The organism is Maridesulfovibrio zosterae DSM 11974, from assembly GCF_000425265.1.
Classification (GTDB): Bacteria; Desulfobacterota; Desulfovibrionia; order Desulfovibrionales; family Desulfovibrionaceae; genus Maridesulfovibrio; species Maridesulfovibrio zosterae.
Window position 1 is genome coordinate 682,640 of record NZ_KE384342.1, and the last position, 17,145, is coordinate 699,784.

Here is a 17,145-nt window from a genome sequence, read left to right on the forward strand (position 1 = left end):
TCATCAGCCAACTGCCTTAATTTCTGCTAATACTGTACGAAAAAGTTTTGGAATATCTAAAATCAAAGCAAGAGTGCCATCTCCCTTAATTGTAGCCCCTGATATTCCCTCCACATCACGATAAACTCTTCCAAGGCTCTTAATAACAGTCTGATGTTCTCCAATAACTGTATCAACAACAACGCCAACTCTATTACCTTCAAGCCCGGTTATAACAATCTGTTCTATTGCTGGTGATTCTCCTTCAATATCAAACCACTCACGTATTCTGATATAGGGAACAATTTCTCCGCGTAAATTAACAAACTGCTGCCCATTTGCATTTTCAACATCAGCACGGGTAAGCTCAACACATTCTTCAACCAGTGAGAGAGGAATAACATAATATCCGTCTTCAACACGAACTTGAAGGCCATCAATAATAGCCAGAGTAAGCGGCAACCGTATAGTTATTACACTTCCCTTGCCTTCTTTGCTATCGATATCAATACTTCCACGCAATGAATCTATCGCGCGTTTTACAACGTCCATACCAACGCCTCGACCTGAAACACTGGTTATGCTTGCTGCTGTAGAAAATCCTGGTTCAAAAATAAGATTAAAAAGTTCTTTATCGGAAAGATCCACATCTGCTGTAATAAGTCCTTTATCAACGGCTTTGGAACGAATTGCATCTTTTGACATTCCCTTACCGTCATCTTCAATGAGAATAATTACATCACCGCCGGAATGTTCTGCTGTAAGAGTAATCGTTCCGTGTTCTGATTTTCCTTTTTCCTTACGGATATCAGGCTGTTCAATTCCATGGTCGATAGAATTACGCAATAGATGCACAAGAGGATCACTCAATCTTTCAATAACGGTCTTATCAAGCTCTGTCTCAGCACCTATAGTATGCAATTCTATTTTTTTACCCAGCTCTTCTGATAAATCACGGACCAACCTTCTGAACTTGCTGAAAGTTGTTCCGATCGGCAGCATTCTGATTCCAAGTGTACCATCGCGAAGTTCATCCGAAAGACGCTCAAGTTCTTCCGATAAAGCAGTAAGTGCAGGGTCACCTTTCTCACTGACAACCTGACTTATCTGCGCCTGAACGATGACAAGCTCTCCAACTAGATCAACCAGATAATCAAGTTTTTCGGCAGAAACTCTGATAGAGGAAGCTACATCAACTTTTTGGCGTGCAGCGCGAAATTCTTTAGCCGCAGCCTGTTCAGCTAACGCACTATCAACTTTCTCCTTACTGACAACCCCTTTTTCGGTAAGCAATTCACCTAAAGGTTTTTGATCAGCAAGAACCTGCTCAATCGTTTCATGGCTAACATCACCTCTATCAATAAGAATTTCACCAAGCTTTTTGTACTGTCCATTACTTTCTTTATCTTTCGCAGGTACTGTTTCTTCAACCTTATCTAAGGCATCAAAATCATCTTGAGATGCTGTAAGAACTTTTACGGTAATTGGAACATCGGTAAAAAAGAAAATCTCTTCTATTGAAAGACTGTCCACATCGCTTTTAAAAAGGATATCCCAGTATTGCCCTTTTTTAGAAGCGTTATCTTCTTCACCTGAATGAAAAATTTCAAAACATACTTTTCCGATTTTTCTGAGCTCATCCATTAGCGGGGAGAGATCTTCATCACTTACTTCATTACCTGAAACAGGAGTGATCTCGATTCGGTACATATTGGCATAATCGCTTGGGTCAGCCTCAGAAATTTCATCTGGAATTACTTCCTGAACAGATGTTTCAATCTCATCTGTAAAATCAACATTATCACTCCCGAAAGCAATATTTTTCAATCCTTCCAAAATGTGTTCCCCGGACGGGGGCTCTCCCGTTTCACCGGAAGATTCAAGTAAAGAATATATGTGATCTCTGGATGAGAGAGAAAGAGTCAGCAGTTCTTTAGTAATTGGCAGTTCGCCGTTTCTGACTTTGTCAAAAACAGTTTCAACTTCATGAGTAAAGGCAGCAATAGCATCAAAACCAAACATGGCCCCGGAGCCTTTAATCGTATGCAGGGCTCTAAAAACTCTGTTGATAAGGTCCATATCATCAGGCATTTCTTCAAGCTCAAGCAAGGAAGTTTCAAGCTCTCCAAGCAGTTCGTAAGCTTCTTCTTTAAAGACTTGTGTAGTCATATCATCAGACATCAGGATGCTCCCGGTCATTATATTAGCTAAAATCTCACTTATTTTTAAACATTTAATCAATTTGTTTCAAGAATTATCACAACTAATATCATAAAAAAAAGACCCTATAGCTTATAAAGGGTCTTAAATCATACTTTTCACACTAATTTTTAACATAGTGTAAATAAAAAGATATCAGCATTACAGATTCTTTCTACGGGCAAGCATTCTAAGAGTCTTTTTTCTCCTATAGCTACGCACAAAATGCAAAGCTACAAAATAAGATATCACAGCCAGTGGAATCCCTAATACAAAACCTCCGAAAATAAGCACAGTAATTCCTTGCCAGCCGATCTGCATAAAATCACTTACCTGCCATTTGGCAGGATCAAAATTAAGCTCTATCGGTAACAGGAAAGTACCTATTTTAAACTGTACATAATAAAAAAGCAGCCAGTTAAAAGGGTTTGAAATCCATGTAGCAATGGCAGCAGCAATCTTACTGCTGCGAGTACAAAATGCTGCGACAACTGCTATTACAGTTTGTAGTGGAAGTCCGGGAATAACTGGAAAACAGCCTCCGAAAACACCGCACGCAACACCCATGGCAATAAAATGCGGAGAAGCATTAATCCGCATTATTTTTAAATAATATAACTTTAAAAGCCTTTTGACTCTGCCTAATCGTGAAAGTTCTTTTTGCATCAATTACCTGCTTGAGCATAATGAAAAACTACCTTGCCCGGCAAAGCAGCATTATCTATTCAAATCGAGAAATAGTCATGACCATCCTCGAGATCCCAATCATTGAAATATCATAAAAAGATTAGTCTAAAACATCAAAACTGTGAAATTTCATGGCAAATCCGGCACGACCTTGAGTGGATGACCGCAGGTCTGTAGAAAAACCAAACATTTTGCGCAGCGGTGCCAGCCCTTGAACTATCTTCTGATTATTACGGTCGAGCATATTTTCAATGCGCGCTCCCTTTGCACCCAAAAGACCGATTACATCACCGACAAACTCTTCAGGTACTGAAATCTCAACATCCATGATCGGTTCCATGAGTTTAGGAGATGACTTTGAAAGTGCAGACTTTAATGCTTTTCCAGCTGCCATATGATAGCCGGGGATGCTAGATTCTCCATCCTTTCTACGTAATTCTAATACGCGCACCTTCACGTCTTGGACTGGAAACCCCTTAATAACTCCGCTCTGCAATCCATCACTTATCCCATCAGCAACAGCATCCATCCAGTCGGAAGGCCATTCAACTGTATTAATTTCAAAAACAATATCATGCCCTGCTCCCCGTTCAAGCGGTTCTATCGCAAGTCGTACATAACCGTAATGTTTTGCATCACCAAGCAGTTTATCAAAATTTTCCTCAGCTTCAGCCATTTTTCCGGGAACTTCCTGATAAATAACCTGAGGCTTACCTGACCTTGGTTCAAGTTTATATTCACGCTTCAATCTATCCAAGACAACTTCAAGATGAAGCTCTCCCATGCCTGACAAAATAATTTGACCGGTATTCTCATCTGTTTTCAGATCAAGAGTAGGGTCTTCCTGTAAATATTTATCCAGAACTTCTTCAATTTTGTCAGACTCTTCCACATTTTTAGGTTCAATTGCGAGTGAAATTACCGGTTTATAGAGAGAAATGTTTTCAAGAATAAGCGGATAGTCTGGAGTTGACAAAGTATCACCCGTTCTGGTGTCCTTCATACCTCCGACAGCTATAATATCGCCCACTCCTGCGACATCAATAAGTTCCTTACGCCCAGCATGCATCCTAAATAAACGGGCAATACGTTCAGTTGTATTTTGCGTAAAATTCTTTACAGAATCACCAGATTCAACTTTACCAGCGTAAATTCGCATGAGTACCATCTTACGGCCGTTGTCCATAACAACCTTAAAAGCCAGGGCCTGAAACGGTTCTGACACTAATGGCTCAACTAAACGCTCCACACCTGTAAAGGGATCAATTCCGCTAACTCTGGACACCTCTAGCGGACTTGGTAAAAATTTACATACACCATCCATAAGAGGCTGTATTCCAATGTTTTTAAGAGCAGACCCTACATAAACAGGAACTATTTCCAAATCCAAAGTCGCTTTGCGGATCATAGATTCTATATATTCAGGATCAACACAATCATCCAGATAACGCTCCATAAACTCATCATTAATTTCAGAAAGCATATCACACATACGCTCTCTCCACGGAGCTACAAATTCTTCATCATGATCATCAAGTTCAACTATATCGAATTTTTCACCATTTTCATCTTGATCAAAGACTAATTTTTTCATTCTGATCAGATCATAAACAGCAGAAAATTCATCACCTCCCCCATCAGGGATTTGTACGGGAAGAGATTTTATACCTAACTTATCAGTCATGGACTTCAAAACGACTTCAAAATCAGCACCGGGGCGATCCATTTTATTAATAAAAACGAGCTTAGGAATACCGTAACTTTCACTTTGCCGCCAAACAGTTTCTGACTGAGGCTCGACCCCGCCCACAGCGCAGAATACTCCAATAGCACCATCAAGAACTCGTAATGACCTTTCCACTTCAATGGTAAAATCAACATGCCCGGGAGTATCAATAATATTGATTGTATTTTGGCCCCAATAACAGGTCGTCACGGCCGAAGTAATGGTTATCCCGCGATCCTGTTCTTCGGGCATATAATCCATTGTGGCAGTTCCTTCATGAACTTCGCCAAGCCGGTGGATCTTTCCGGAAAAATAAAGCATTCGCTCAGTGACAGTTGTTTTCCCCGCATCAATATGCGCAATAATTCCAATATTTCGTATTTTGCCAACACCTTTAGCAGAAAAATCAGGCTTAACACTCACAAAACACCTTCCCGGTAATAATCTTATTCAGCCGCAGCAAGAGCAACAGATTCGTGTTTGAAAAACCAACTTCCGAAATTATTCCAAATCCAGCATCCCTCTTGACCATAAGTAAGAACTATTTTGAAGTTATTCAAAGCTTCACCTACCAGTTCAGCAGGAACAACAATAACTTCACCACTTATGTCCTCAAAAGTATCTTCGTTCACTTCTATCAAATCTATATCAGGATGAGCAAAATTCAATACCTCAATTACAGGTAATTCTTCATCCTTATAGCAATATATACTAGAAATATTAGGAGCTTGCCAGTAACGAAACTTCGCATCATAAGAGATACCTTCTGGCGCAGAACGCAGATCAAGAATTGCACCACAGGCACTAGAATCTTTTAAATAACAAAATAATTCAGCCAAGTCAGATTTACTCAGTTTTACAACATCTTCCTGACCGGCAAGTTCAAATCCTGTCAGAACAGACTGCGCAATATCGCCATCCCCCACGAACACTACCAAAATATTTTGTATACCAGCTGCCAAAGCAGGACTTAGGGCAGCTAAAATCCTTACTGCTGAAACGCTGCCCTTATCAAGAAGCAACACCGTCCAGTCCAAAGGTGAAACAGAAATCTCTGTTTCAAAACCACCACGCCAGGTATTAACTGTCCAAGTTTTTTGAGGAGCTTCAGGAGAATTAACTGCATAGCTTTGGGCAATAGTCTTTTTAAGCCAAGCCCTCTGTGCAGGTAGAGTTGACTCATAACAATCCGCAAAAACATCATCTGTGATATGGTATTCTTGCAACCATTCAGGAAATATGAACATGTGTAATCCTCTGGAAAATATGCAGTATTAATTCTCTGTACTTTAAAAAAATGATAATATATTTTTTTAAATATAATTGTTATATAATATTTATGACAATATTAATTTTTAGAGAAAATAAAATTCTAAAGTAATTTAGTCTAGTTTAATTAATTCATATGTTCAAAATATTTTGTCTAGGACGATTAATTTATAGTTAATCCCCCTTACAACTAACTTTAAACTCAATAAAAACGTACCCTAAGTATAAAAAAGGTTTGAAAACATCTTAAAATAATTAAAAAAGACCCGACAGACTTCTGCCTGCCGGGTCTTATCTTAAATTAAAACAAATTATTTATAACCAGTCGAAAAGTTCTTTCCAGCTACCCTGAAGTTTTTCACGTTCATCTTCTGAAAGAGTTTTCTGGTATTCATAATAAGCCATTTCAGCTTGTTTTCTAGCATATAGCTGCACTTTAGGCAGATCTTTAAAATTTTTGACAACATACGCATATCGTTTCCATGCGGAACCGAACTTAGAAGACCGCCAGAAAAAATCTGCGATATAAAGCTCATGATCCGCAAGGTGTCTACGGCATTTTATAATATATTCCTTAGCAGACTTTGAATATTCACTGTCGGGGTAAGCCTCTTCAACCCTGTAAAAGTATTCAAGTGCTTCAGTAACGCTCGTTTGGGGACGATCAATCGAGCTAAATATATTAAAATTGCTCAAACCAATCTGAAATAGAACATAAGGAATTTCTTCGTTGCCCGGATGCAGGGCTGCAAATTCTTTATATGATTCAGATGCATCAAAATACCTCTTTTCTAAAAAGAGAGCATCACCAAGACTAACTTCAGCTTTAACGGTATAAGGACTGAATGGATAACGATCTTTCAGTTTACCAAAATAATCTGCTGCATCACTATAAGATTTGTCCTTCATGGCTTCTACACCGGCTTCATAAAGCTCTTGCGCAGTGTCTTCAGGCTTAGGTAAAAAATAATAGTCAACAATTCCGCAGCCACTAACGCATAAAAGCAAGAAAGAAGCTAAAATAATAGATAAAATTCTGATTCGCATTATTTGTGTTCCAGATACGTATAGGCGGCAGTTGCCGCTGTGGCGCCATCACCTACTGCGGTGACAATCTGCCTGCATTTTTTAGAACGAATATCACCGGCAGCATAAATGCCTGGAATATTTGATTCCATTTCGCAGGTTGTTTTAATAAATCCGTACTGATCAAGATCAAGACCTTCGGGAAAAAATTTGCAAACGGCATCATATCCAACAAAGATAAAGACACCATCCACATCTAATACTGAAAATTCACCAGTTTGGACATTTTTAATTTCAATACCGCAAACCTCATCTTCTCCTATAATTCTAGAGACGACAGAACTCAGTACAGGTTCAATAACAGGGTTGTCGAGACATTTATCGCGATAAATCTTATCCGCCCTGAATTGTTCTCTCCGATGCACTAGATACAGCTTCTTCACTAGCTTTGAAAGATAAATAGACTCCTCCAGAGCGGAGTTACCGCCTCCAATAACTGCAACATCTTTGCCTTTAAAAAAATTACCATCGCAAAGAGCACAATAGGAAACGCCTCGCCCGAGCAGCTTTTCTTCATTAGGTACTTTAAGTTTTCGAAAAGTAACACCCGAAGCAATAATAATTACGTGGGTTTTAATGTGAGCACCGTCTGCTATTATCGTATGAAAATCCTTACCTGGAACTATCTGCTGTACTTCATCATGAATATGGTCAAAATCATATGTTTTGACATGTTCTGCCATTCTGTCAGCTAATTCATATCCTTTAATTCCTTCAGGAAATCCAGGATAATTCTCAAGCTTGTCAGTAAGAAGCATCTGCCCCCCATGGGACATTTTTTCGACAACAAGAAAGTTAACCCCTGCTCGCGCAAGATAAAGGGCGGCCGCCATTCCAGCTGGACCGCCCCCGATAATAACAGCGTCATAAGACTTCATTTCTTACAGAGCCTTACTACTGATCATTTCCTTAATGCTGCTTTTAGAAACTGCACCAGTAGTCTGGTCAACAACTTCTCCATCTTTGAAAAGAATAAGTGTAGGGATAGCACGAATACCGTACTTTCCGGGAGATGCAGGATTATCATCTACATTCATTTTGCAGATTTTTACCTGTCCGGCAAACTCTTCTGAGAGTTCATCAATTACTGGTCCCATTGCACGACAGGGGCCGCACCACGGAGCCCAGAAATCAACTAGAACAGGCTTATCACTATTAATAACTTCTTCTTGAAAATTGGAATCTGATACCTGCAAAGCCATGGTTTTCTCCTTGTTACAGTATTCAATTAGCTGTGCCTATCATATTAAAAAGACACATTAGTTTTCATCCAGACTGCTACCTACTAAGATAACATTTTAAGTATTAAATTTAAATATGGTTTGCCTATGTGTCAAGACGTATAACAATACGCTTTTCAAAGTAACATAATACTAGCCATACATAATCGCAATAGCAGTATTTAAAATTCATAATAATTAATCACAGATCCAGTCACACGGCACAACCCTTCCACGGGGAATAGCCTCCAGATTCAAATCATGTCTGCACCCGGAGCTTGCCATCAGATATCCGGCATAAGCGATCATGGCCCCGTTATCTGTACACAAATGCAGAGACGGCAGAACAAGCGGAATGGAAAAACGTTTTGCAACCTTTCCCATAACCTTACGTACAACAGAGTTAGCAGCAACGCCCCCTGCAACAATAAGTGATTTCACATCGCTATTACGCTTCAGTGCTCTTTCTATTTTTACTTCGAGCTTTCTTCCTACAACATAATTGAAAGAGGCAAGCATATTATTTCGAGCTGTCACTATTTCATGCGGTTCACTATTACTCTCCGGTATCCCCATGGAACCGAGGCGCAATTCTGGATGTGAATTTACGTATGTCGCTACAGCGGTTTTAAGTCCGCTGAAGCTGAAATCGAGATTATCGTTGTTAATATACGGTACAGGAAACATTTTCTTATCAACAATACCGCGCCGGCCAAAATCATCTACCAGCTTTCCCCCCGGATATGGCAAATTAAGCGACTTAGCTGTTTTATCAAAAGCTTCGCCTGCTGCATCATCCAGAGTCCGACCAAGTAATGTGAACTTCAATGGACTTTCAATATAATAAATATGAGTGTGCCCACCGGAGACTAAAAGTCCTAGAGAAGGAAATTGCAATTCCTGTTCAAGTCCAGCGGCTGTGAGATGTGCCCATAAATGATTCACACCAACTAGCTTCGCACCCGTTGAAAAAACAAGGCCCTTTGCAAAATTAAGTCCCATAAGCAGGCATCCCTGCAATCCAGGACCTCTGGCAACAGAAACAACATCAAGATCTTTTGCAGTCAAAGACTGCTCTAGAAGAAGTTCGGCAAGCAGAACAGGTAAAACACGCAAATGTTCACGGGAAGCAATTTCAGGTACTACTCCGCCAAAAACGGCATGCACATCTACTTGTGAAGCCAGTTTTTCTGCAATCAGTTTTCCATCACGAACTAAGGCCAGTCCTGTTTCATCGCAAGAGCTTTCAATACCAAGGCAAAGCATTAACCGTTATGCTCCTTATATATGGAGCTGATAGTATCAACTTCGTGCCTTGAACCTATAAAAAGAGGTACGCGCTGGTGAAGGCTGTCCGGTTCAATATCTAAAATCCTCTGATTCCCATCTGTAGCACGGCCTCCGGCCTGTTCTACAAGCATAGCCATGGGGAATGCTTCACATAAAAGTCTGAGTTTACCTTTAGGCTTAGACGGGTCTCTATGGTCTGCCGGATACATGAAGACTCCGCCGTAAATCAAATTACGATGAAAATCGGCAACAAGAGATCCTATATAGCGTAAACTGTAAGGCTTTCCATGAATGTTATCAGTAGATTTAAAATAACTGACGGCCTTCTTGGTCGCTTCATCCCAATACGGCCAGTACCCTTCGTTTACTGAATATATATTCCCGGAGTCTGGAACTTTCATATTGGGATGCGAAAGAAGAAATTCACCTACACCGGGGTCAAGAGTAAATCCATGAACACCGTCTCCAGTAGTAAATACAAGCATTGTGGATGAACCATAGAGGATGTATCCGGATGCAACCTGCTCATGCCCTGCCTGAAGTACATCCGTGGATTGTACAGGAGTTCCCAATTTACTCTTACGGCGGAAAATGGAAAAAATAGTTCCGATCGTAACGTTCACATCAATGTTTGAAGAACCATCAAGAGGATCAAAGATGATAATATAGTTCCCCTGCGGAAGACCGTGTGGAATCTCAATTATATCTGCGTTTTCCTCGGAGGCCATAGCACAAAGAACACCTGACCGGGCCATACGGTGAATTAAAATACTGTTGGCGTATTCATCTAGTTTTTTTACTTCTTCACCCTGAACATTAATTTCCCCGGTAAAACCGAGAACATCAACTAATCCAGCCTTTGTTACTTCTCTTGAAATAATTTTAGCCGAAAGAATAAGTTCGTTAAACAAATGAGTGAATTGACCTGTTGCACCGGGAATTTGCTTTTGATGTAGTAACAGGTGCTCGGTAACAGTTATCTGCTGGGTCATTTATCCTCCTTAGGAATATCCCCTGCTGCGCAATTATCAGGATATATAAAGCTCTCTATACCAGATTTTTCTAACAGAACCTACGAATATTTAGAAAAATAATATACCGTCTTCGTTGTCTTTTTCTGTAACAGCTTTAGTCATATAAACAATCTGAGTATCACCGACATATCTGGAGAACCATACATATCGAACTTCATCAACTTTAACTATTCCTCTAACTCCTTTATCAAGAAGCTCATCCCAGTCTATTTTTAAAAAACCTTCTTTATTGACTTCTGCAGAACCGGACCAGACTCCGCCTCCGTCAGGTTGCATAATTATAAGTTTTTCCGGCTCGGGACAAAAATTAAGTAAAACTCTGGGGTCAAAATGAACTACAACCAAGCCCTTAAACTCTGCATCCTTAAAAAAAGGAGTGCAAAGGTATATCTCAGGTCCAAACTCGGAATAATTAACAAATGACTTAAGGTTGATTTCAGACCAGTCCCCTTCATATTCGACTAACGGACCGGGTTTGAAAGGTTTAATCTCATTTTCAGGGAGTTTAACAAGGATGCTGGCCTCTTCATCAACTGTGAAAACACCACTGATCCATGGAAAACGCATAAAAAGAAGCTTGAACCATCCCTCATCAGGATGAGAATCAACTGTAGAAAGCGTGTTGATTAGAGAAAGAATTTTTCCATCAACAGGAGTAAATAACAATGCAAGCTTGTTATCGTTCTGATTTTCTATCCCCGGATGATTGAGGGTAATTTCAGGATTAGGGTCAACAAAATTCTGGGTATCACTCCAGACTTTACTTCCATATTCACATCCAGAAACGCACAAAATCATTACAAGAACAGAAAATAGCGCGAAAAAACGCACTGAATTTTTAAATTTCATATATAAATCCGGATAACTGGCAAAAGCATGAACTTCAGCTGTATATATTATTTATTTGAAAAAGAATTAAGAAAACTACAATCAATTAACGGTTGGCGCGAGCTTCAAGCCGTCCTGCCAAAATCTCAAGAGTACTCATCAATTTATTTTTCGCATGCTTGTTATAGGGATCAGTCACATCTTTACCACTCGGAGTGAGACTGATTTTTTCAGAAATTTCGGCCATTAATTTCATAAGATTTTCTTTTTCACTATCTGGAGCTCTACACAGAAGTTCACGATAAATATCAAGAGCACCTTCGCTATCACCTTGAGCGGCAAGAACTTCAGCCATAGTCTTAGTTTTCAAACTATCCATGACTTCCGGATTGGTCAGCTCTGCTTCCGACTCACCGTCAAGATCAATTCGTTCAGCTGCCTGACTTATTTCATGGGCAAGAAGTTCAATATCAGTGTCAGGAGAGGGACGGGTAAAAGCAGCCTGTTCATATAAATTTTCAGGCTTTTCCGCAGGAGCAGATTTCTCACTTGGAGAAATACCGGTGAGCTGTCTGATACCTTCGGCCATAACATCTGACCATGACATGGGTGATCCATGCAGGGCTGAAAACAAGAAAGCCATGGCTCCGGCAACATCACTATTACCGTCAGACACAGAATCACCCCACATTTTCCAGAATGAGGGGTAAGAAGAAAATAATCTTGTAAGCGGTGCCACTGCTGCTTTTGCTTCAGAATCACGCTCAAGTTTTGTAAGTGTTTCAACAAGCAGTAAACGCGCTTCAAGGTAGTCGGGATGACGGTCAAGCCCCATTCTAAGGGTAGTTATTGCTTTCTCATGGCTTCCCATTTCAACGAAAAGGCGAGCCAGAGGAAAAAAAACTTTTGAGCTTGGTTCAAGGGCCAGAACTTCCTGATACCACTCAATCTTGCTTTGCATCTGCACCTGCTCCCTGATTCGTTACTTTCCCTTTTTCGGGGAAAATATAAAGTAGTTCATTTTCCTTAACATAGTTCATCCGCCCACGAATGACCTTTTCCTGATAAGCCTGATCAGACTTTAATCGTCTGATTTCTCTGCTGAGTTCGATTGTTCTGTTATCTGCAGCTTCAATTCTGCTCTCCAGCTCCTGAACTTTTTGATCGAGATCAAGATAACCGAAAACCCCCTGCTCGCTGAGTCCCAGCCGAATAAGCAGCACTATGTTGATAATAACCAGAACACCCAGTAAAAATCTACGCCTCAGCATCTAATATCCTACTGTAAACGCATAAACATTTTTCTGGACGTATCAGCCTGTCCAAGAGGAAACTTAAGCTCTTGTAAAAAATTATCAGTAGCGGACTCAATTCTTTCAACTTCGTCCTCACTCAGCTTCACTTTTTTAAGTTTACTCATAAACCCCTTAAGAACTTCAAGTTCATCAATGAAATTGCGACTCAAATCAAGCTTTTTAAGCTGCGGTTCAAGATCTAATATTGTCTCCAGACAATTGTTAAGTCTGAACATAAGATTATGTCTGTTGTGACCATTCATGATTTACCTGTATTGTTTTCTATTACTTTCAAAATTTATTCGCTAGTTAACCAGACTTTATGCAAATTGTACATATAATTAGCACCAGAAAAAACAGTTAAAAATACTGCTACGTACAGGATATATAACCCTATCTGATGCATATCCAGATTAAAATATGAATAATGGAGTAAAAGAGGACCCAAAGCAAAACTCTGCACAAGTGTTTTCAACTTTCCGAATTTATCTGCCGCAAGAACAAGCCCCATATCTACTGCAATTGCTCTCAATCCGGTGACAGCAAGCTCGCGACAGACTATGACAACAGTAATCCAGCCGCTGATAATCCCCATATAACTCAGCATAATCAATGTAGAACAGATAAGAAGTTTATCTGCCAGCGGGTCCAGAAACTTGCCTAAATTAGTAACCTGATTGCTGCGACGTGCGATGTAGCCATCAAAAAAATCTGTAAGTGACGCCAGAAAAAACACAAATGCCGCCAAAAACATAGTCAGTTTGCTGGGATAATAAAGAAGAGCAACAATAAGTGGTACGGCAAAAATACGTCCCAGAGTCAGGGAATTGGCAAGATTGAACATAGTGTGTCCCGGGGTCAGAAATATTCTTGTAGTCAGGGTGCTGTCACCCTGAAACCTGAAGACATTTATTACACAGGGGACCATGTTTCAGGCCCCCTGCAAATACTGCTTGATTCTCTGCTCAGGTGGACGTGTTGTCAACCCGGCATTTCAAATGCTGCCATACGGCAGTTTTCAGCGATTTAAGTATGTGTGCTGGATGCAATTTCCAGACTGCTTTCAGCTGCTTCTGCAATTTTATCTGCAACAGCTCTGAATGCAACTTTTGCCGGAGAATCTTCTTCAAGAAGAACAACCGGTTTACCAAGATCACCTGCAACAACAGTAGTAGGATCAAGAGGAATTGCACCTAAGAACGGCAGACCGTATTTTTCAGCCAGTTTTTCGCCGCCGCCTTTTTTGAACAGATCAATATGTTCAGAACAGTGCGGGCAGACAAGGCCGCTCATATTTTCGACAACACCCATGATGTTTGCTTTAGCGTACTGCAGAAAGTTGATTGCCTTTCTTACGTCAGCCAGAGAAACTTCCTGCGGAGTTGTAACGACAACAGCCAGAGATTCAGGAATGGTTTTCAAAACGGTCATAGGCTCATCGCCGGTACCCGGAGGGGAATCAACAACCAGAAAGTCCAGCTCGCCCCACTGTACGTCGGAAACAAACTGTCTGATTGCAGAGGTTTTCATGGGACCACGCCACAGGACAGCCTGATCAGGGTCCTTGAGCAGAGATTCCATAGAAACAACATGCAGGTTGTCGTTCACTTTTTTAGGAACCACGAGATTGCCGCGTTCCACTTCCAGCTGTCCGGTGATTCCGAGCAGGTGAGGAACACTGGGGCCGTGAATATCGACATCCAGAATACCTACTTTGAATCCTTTGTCAGCAAGTGCTGCAGCAATATTTACCGCAACAGAACTTTTGCCGACTCCGCCTTTACCGCTCATTACAAAAATTTTGTATTTAATCTTTTGCAGAGTTGATGAAATCAACTCATCCTGCAAAGCATGGGCAGCACTTGTTTTGTCTCCGTCCTTCTTTCCACCGGAAGAACAGGAACCGCATGATGAACTCATATCTATGCCTTTGTTGTATATTAAAAAAACACAGAGGACCAATCCGGTCCCCGGTCAGCCTCAGCTATCCCTGGCTGAGGATACCCATTCCAAGATAATCACTGCAGCGAATCCGACAAGCATCAAAAGCACAGCCATGCCGAATTCTCCATTAAAAGCAGAAGGGAAAATATTTGCTTCACTCAGAACATGGACCTTGCCCCTGATTACTACTGAATCAAGAACTTCCTTCCAGGGCCAGACCTTACGCATAGCACCAGCCATGAATCCAGTGAGGACACTTATGGTAACTGCATGATGTCTTTCAAGGAAATAATGTAATACACGGGAAAACAATGAAATTCCGACCGCACAGCCGCATACAAACACCACCAGCACAGCCGCATTTTCAGGCGTTGCAGGGTTGCGAAGAGCTCCGGTAATAAATTCGTATTTTCCAAGCAGCAGCAGTATAAAAGCACCGCTGATACCGGGCAGAATCATCGCGCAGATTGAAAATGTTGCGCAGATAAAAACAAACCATAAACTATTCGGGGTAGTTACCGGAATAAGTCCGACCAGAATAAAACTGAAAACAGCTCCTGCAATTCCTGCTGCCACATTTTTTACAGACAGTTCCCCTACCCGCTTACCTACTACAATAATAGAAGCTGCGATCAGTCCGAAAAACAGTGACCAGACCTGCACAGGATGTGATTCCAGCAAAATATGGATAATCCGTGCCATGGAAACCATAGCCAGCACAATTCCGAAAAGCAGGGGAATAAGAAATTTAAGGTGAGCCTCGGCAATGGCTCCGGCAATATTGAGTTTGAGTATATTTTTAAAGAATGCGCCGTTAAATGAACGGATGGCATCAATTAAATTATCATAAATACCTGTAATAAAAGCCATTGTACCACCGGATACTCCGGGGATAATATCGGCTACGCCCATGCACAGCCCTTTGAGCATCAGGATAATATAATCACGGGCCGATTCAGGTCCGGGCCCTTTTTTCCAAGCTTGGATAAGATTCATCAATTTCTCCGTGAGTCCCGTTACCAGCCCTGTTTGCCGACCAGATCGACAAAGGCACATCCGCCCATGTCTGTGGTTTCGATTTTTCCATCTTCCTTAGTAACAAGCATAAGCCGCTGCGCACGCTTCTGCCCGCCGACCGGAATGACCAGCCGGCCATGATCAGCAAGCTGATCCACTAAGTACTGAGGAATCTCCGGTCCACCGGCTGTAACAATTATGCGGTCATAGGGAGCCTCATCAGGCCAGCCCATCGTACCATCATCCAGCTTAAGTTGAATATTGAAATATCTCAAATCAAAAAGGAGTTTTCGTGCTGCAAGAAAAAGCTTGCGAATCCTTTCAACTGAAAAAACATCTGCGCCCATCTCGGCGAGTACAGCGGCCTGATATCCTGACCCCGTGCCGATTTCCAGCACCTTGTGACCGGGCTGAATCTGCAAAAGTTCAGACATAAAAGCCACAATAAACGGCTGAGAAATAGTCTGGCCTTCACCGATAGGCAAAGCACTGTCGGAATAAGCACGTGAAGCAAGAGCATCCTGCACAAAAAGGTGCCTCTGAACTTTACGCATGGCATCAAGAACAGTCTTATCTGACACACCTCGTGCCACAATCTGGTCTTCAACCATTTTAAATCGTGATCGTTTCGGATCTATACGCACTTATCCCCCGTCAAACTATAATTTTCAGCCCGGCTTAAGCAGAACGTCTTTAATAATTAAAGCTTGAAATAATTTTTCGCAACGAACATGAAGAAGTTAATACCCCTTACAATAATTCATTGTTTGCAGTTGAAAATCAGATTTTGGCAGGCAAGTCAACCTGAATGGACCAAAATGAGCATTAAACTTGTTTTTTTCATATCCACCCTTGACACAAAAGCTACATAAAGAGAGATTATAAGTAAGGATAAGGAGGAGAATATGCTGAAAGTTAGTGATCTGATGACCAAAGAACTGTTTACACTTAATTCTGAAGATAATTTAAAAATGGCAAGGTCGCTGATGGACCTGCAGCGTATTAGACATATTCCCATTGTGAATGACAAAAAGGAATTCATCGGGCTGATTACGCATCGTGATATTTTACGGGCAACTATCTCTCAGTTAGCTGATATCGACCCAAGCACACAGGGTGAAATAGATGCCGGAATTCCAGTTGGAGAAATTATGCAGACTGGAATAAAAACAATCTCCGCAGATGAACTGCTGAAAGAAGCCGCATATCTGCTGCTGAACCACAAATACGGCTGCCTGCCAGTTGTGAACGAGCAGAACGGTCTGGAAGGTATTCTGACCGAAGCTGATTTTCTAAAACTGACTATCAGCTTAATGGAAGCTTTGGAAAAATAGTTTTTATTATTTAATAAGTGTCAGTGAGAGCCTTCGGCGACCCTGCCGGGGGCCTTAAAACCTTTTTGAAAAAAGGTTTTAAGAATTCCAAAAACTTTTAATTGGATTAATATCTTTTCGTTTTTTTTATTTAACCGTCTTCATTATCTTTCAATCCGTCCAGCCAGCCCTGCACTTTTTCAATCATTGGCTTTGCGCCGATTTCCGTAAATAAAGATAAAGATTTATTCCAATACT

General features: G+C 41.0%; 18 protein-coding genes. 1 reads left to right on the plus strand and 17 read right to left on the minus strand.

Features of this window, described 5'->3' with window-relative positions:
• Positions 1 to 3: 3 nt before the first annotated feature.
• The 17 genes from H589_RS0114705 to H589_RS0114785 form a co-directional block, all read right to left on the minus strand.
• On the minus strand, positions 4 to 2,160 hold the full coding sequence (locus H589_RS0114705) for a chemotaxis protein CheA (RefSeq protein ID WP_027722738.1): 2,157 nt from the start codon (positions 2,158 to 2,160) through the stop codon (positions 4 to 6).
• Between the two features lie 180 nt (positions 2,161 to 2,340).
• Positions 2,341 to 2,844, minus strand: coding sequence for a DUF2062 domain-containing protein (locus H589_RS0114710; RefSeq protein WP_027722739.1), 504 nt, complete (start codon positions 2,842 to 2,844; stop codon positions 2,341 to 2,343).
• 121 nt (positions 2,845 to 2,965) lie between these two features.
• Positions 2,966 to 5,014 (minus strand): elongation factor G, encoded by a 2,049-nt coding sequence (gene fusA / locus H589_RS0114715; RefSeq protein WP_027722740.1) that lies wholly within the window; start codon positions 5,012 to 5,014, stop codon positions 2,966 to 2,968.
• 23 nt (positions 5,015 to 5,037) lie between these two features.
• Positions 5,038 to 5,838, minus strand: coding sequence for a hypothetical protein (locus H589_RS0114720; RefSeq protein WP_027722741.1), 801 nt, complete (start codon positions 5,836 to 5,838; stop codon positions 5,038 to 5,040).
• Positions 5,839 to 6,175: 337 nt separating this feature from the next.
• On the minus strand, positions 6,176 to 6,907 hold the full coding sequence (locus H589_RS0114725; RefSeq protein WP_027722742.1) for an outer membrane protein assembly factor BamD: 732 nt from the start codon (positions 6,905 to 6,907) through the stop codon (positions 6,176 to 6,178).
• The gene (gene trxB / locus H589_RS0114730; protein WP_027722743.1) at positions 6,907 to 7,824 is read right to left on the minus strand and encodes a thioredoxin-disulfide reductase; all 918 of its coding nucleotides are present in this window, start codon (positions 7,822 to 7,824) and stop codon (positions 6,907 to 6,909) included. Before trxB ends, H589_RS0114725 begins: the two co-directional genes overlap by 1 nt.
• Positions 7,825 to 7,827: 3 nt before the next feature.
• On the minus strand, positions 7,828 to 8,148 hold the full coding sequence (gene trxA / locus H589_RS0114735; protein WP_027722744.1) for a thioredoxin: 321 nt from the start codon (positions 8,146 to 8,148) through the stop codon (positions 7,828 to 7,830).
• Between the two features lie 216 nt (positions 8,149 to 8,364).
• Positions 8,365 to 9,432 (minus strand): tRNA (adenosine(37)-N6)-threonylcarbamoyltransferase complex transferase subunit TsaD, encoded by a 1,068-nt coding sequence (gene tsaD, locus H589_RS0114740; protein ID WP_027722745.1) that lies wholly within the window; start codon positions 9,430 to 9,432, stop codon positions 8,365 to 8,367.
• On the minus strand, positions 9,432 to 10,448 hold the full coding sequence (fbp, locus tag H589_RS0114745; protein ID WP_027722746.1) for a class 1 fructose-bisphosphatase: 1,017 nt from the start codon (positions 10,446 to 10,448) through the stop codon (positions 9,432 to 9,434). The genes tsaD and fbp overlap by 1 nt, the downstream gene beginning before the upstream one ends.
• A 90-nt stretch (positions 10,449 to 10,538) precedes the next feature.
• Positions 10,539 to 11,339, minus strand: coding sequence for a hypothetical protein (locus H589_RS0114750; protein ID WP_035076137.1), 801 nt, complete (start codon positions 11,337 to 11,339; stop codon positions 10,539 to 10,541).
• Positions 11,340 to 11,424: 85 nt separating this feature from the next.
• Complete coding sequence (locus tag H589_RS0114755; protein ID WP_027722748.1) at positions 11,425 to 12,279, minus strand: tetratricopeptide repeat protein; 855 nt, start codon at positions 12,277 to 12,279, stop codon at positions 11,425 to 11,427.
• Positions 12,263 to 12,589: an FtsB family cell division protein gene (locus H589_RS0114760; protein ID WP_027722749.1), complete on the minus strand. Its 327-nt coding sequence runs from the start codon at positions 12,587 to 12,589 to the stop codon at positions 12,263 to 12,265. Before H589_RS0114760 ends, H589_RS0114755 begins: the two co-directional genes overlap by 17 nt.
• A gap of 8 nt (positions 12,590 to 12,597) precedes the next feature.
• Complete coding sequence (locus tag H589_RS0114765; RefSeq protein WP_027722750.1) at positions 12,598 to 12,876, minus strand: hypothetical protein; 279 nt, start codon at positions 12,874 to 12,876, stop codon at positions 12,598 to 12,600.
• Positions 12,877 to 12,911: 35 nt separating this feature from the next.
• Positions 12,912 to 13,457 carry a CDP-diacylglycerol--glycerol-3-phosphate 3-phosphatidyltransferase gene (pgsA, locus tag H589_RS0114770; RefSeq protein ID WP_027722751.1) on the minus strand — a complete coding sequence of 182 codons (546 nt, stop codon included), beginning with the start codon at positions 13,455 to 13,457 and terminating at the stop codon, positions 12,912 to 12,914.
• 182 nt (positions 13,458 to 13,639) lie between these two features.
• Positions 13,640 to 14,533 carry an Mrp/NBP35 family ATP-binding protein gene (locus H589_RS0114775; RefSeq protein WP_027722752.1) on the minus strand — a complete coding sequence of 298 codons (894 nt, stop codon included), beginning with the start codon at positions 14,531 to 14,533 and terminating at the stop codon, positions 13,640 to 13,642.
• Between the two features lie 60 nt (positions 14,534 to 14,593).
• Positions 14,594 to 15,553 (minus strand): DUF368 domain-containing protein, encoded by a 960-nt coding sequence (locus H589_RS0114780; RefSeq protein ID WP_035076142.1) that lies wholly within the window; start codon positions 15,551 to 15,553, stop codon positions 14,594 to 14,596.
• Between the two features lie 20 nt (positions 15,554 to 15,573).
• The gene (locus tag H589_RS0114785; protein WP_027722754.1) at positions 15,574 to 16,218 is read right to left on the minus strand and encodes a protein-L-isoaspartate(D-aspartate) O-methyltransferase; all 645 of its coding nucleotides are present in this window, start codon (positions 16,216 to 16,218) and stop codon (positions 15,574 to 15,576) included.
• Positions 16,219 to 16,479: 261 nt separating this feature from the next.
• On the opposite strand from H589_RS0114785, the gene H589_RS0114790 reads away from it, so the two are divergent.
• Positions 16,480 to 16,908, plus strand: a complete 429-nt coding sequence (locus H589_RS0114790) for a CBS domain-containing protein (RefSeq protein ID WP_027722755.1) — start codon at positions 16,480 to 16,482, stop codon at positions 16,906 to 16,908.
• Positions 16,909 to 17,145: the final 237 nt, after the last annotated feature.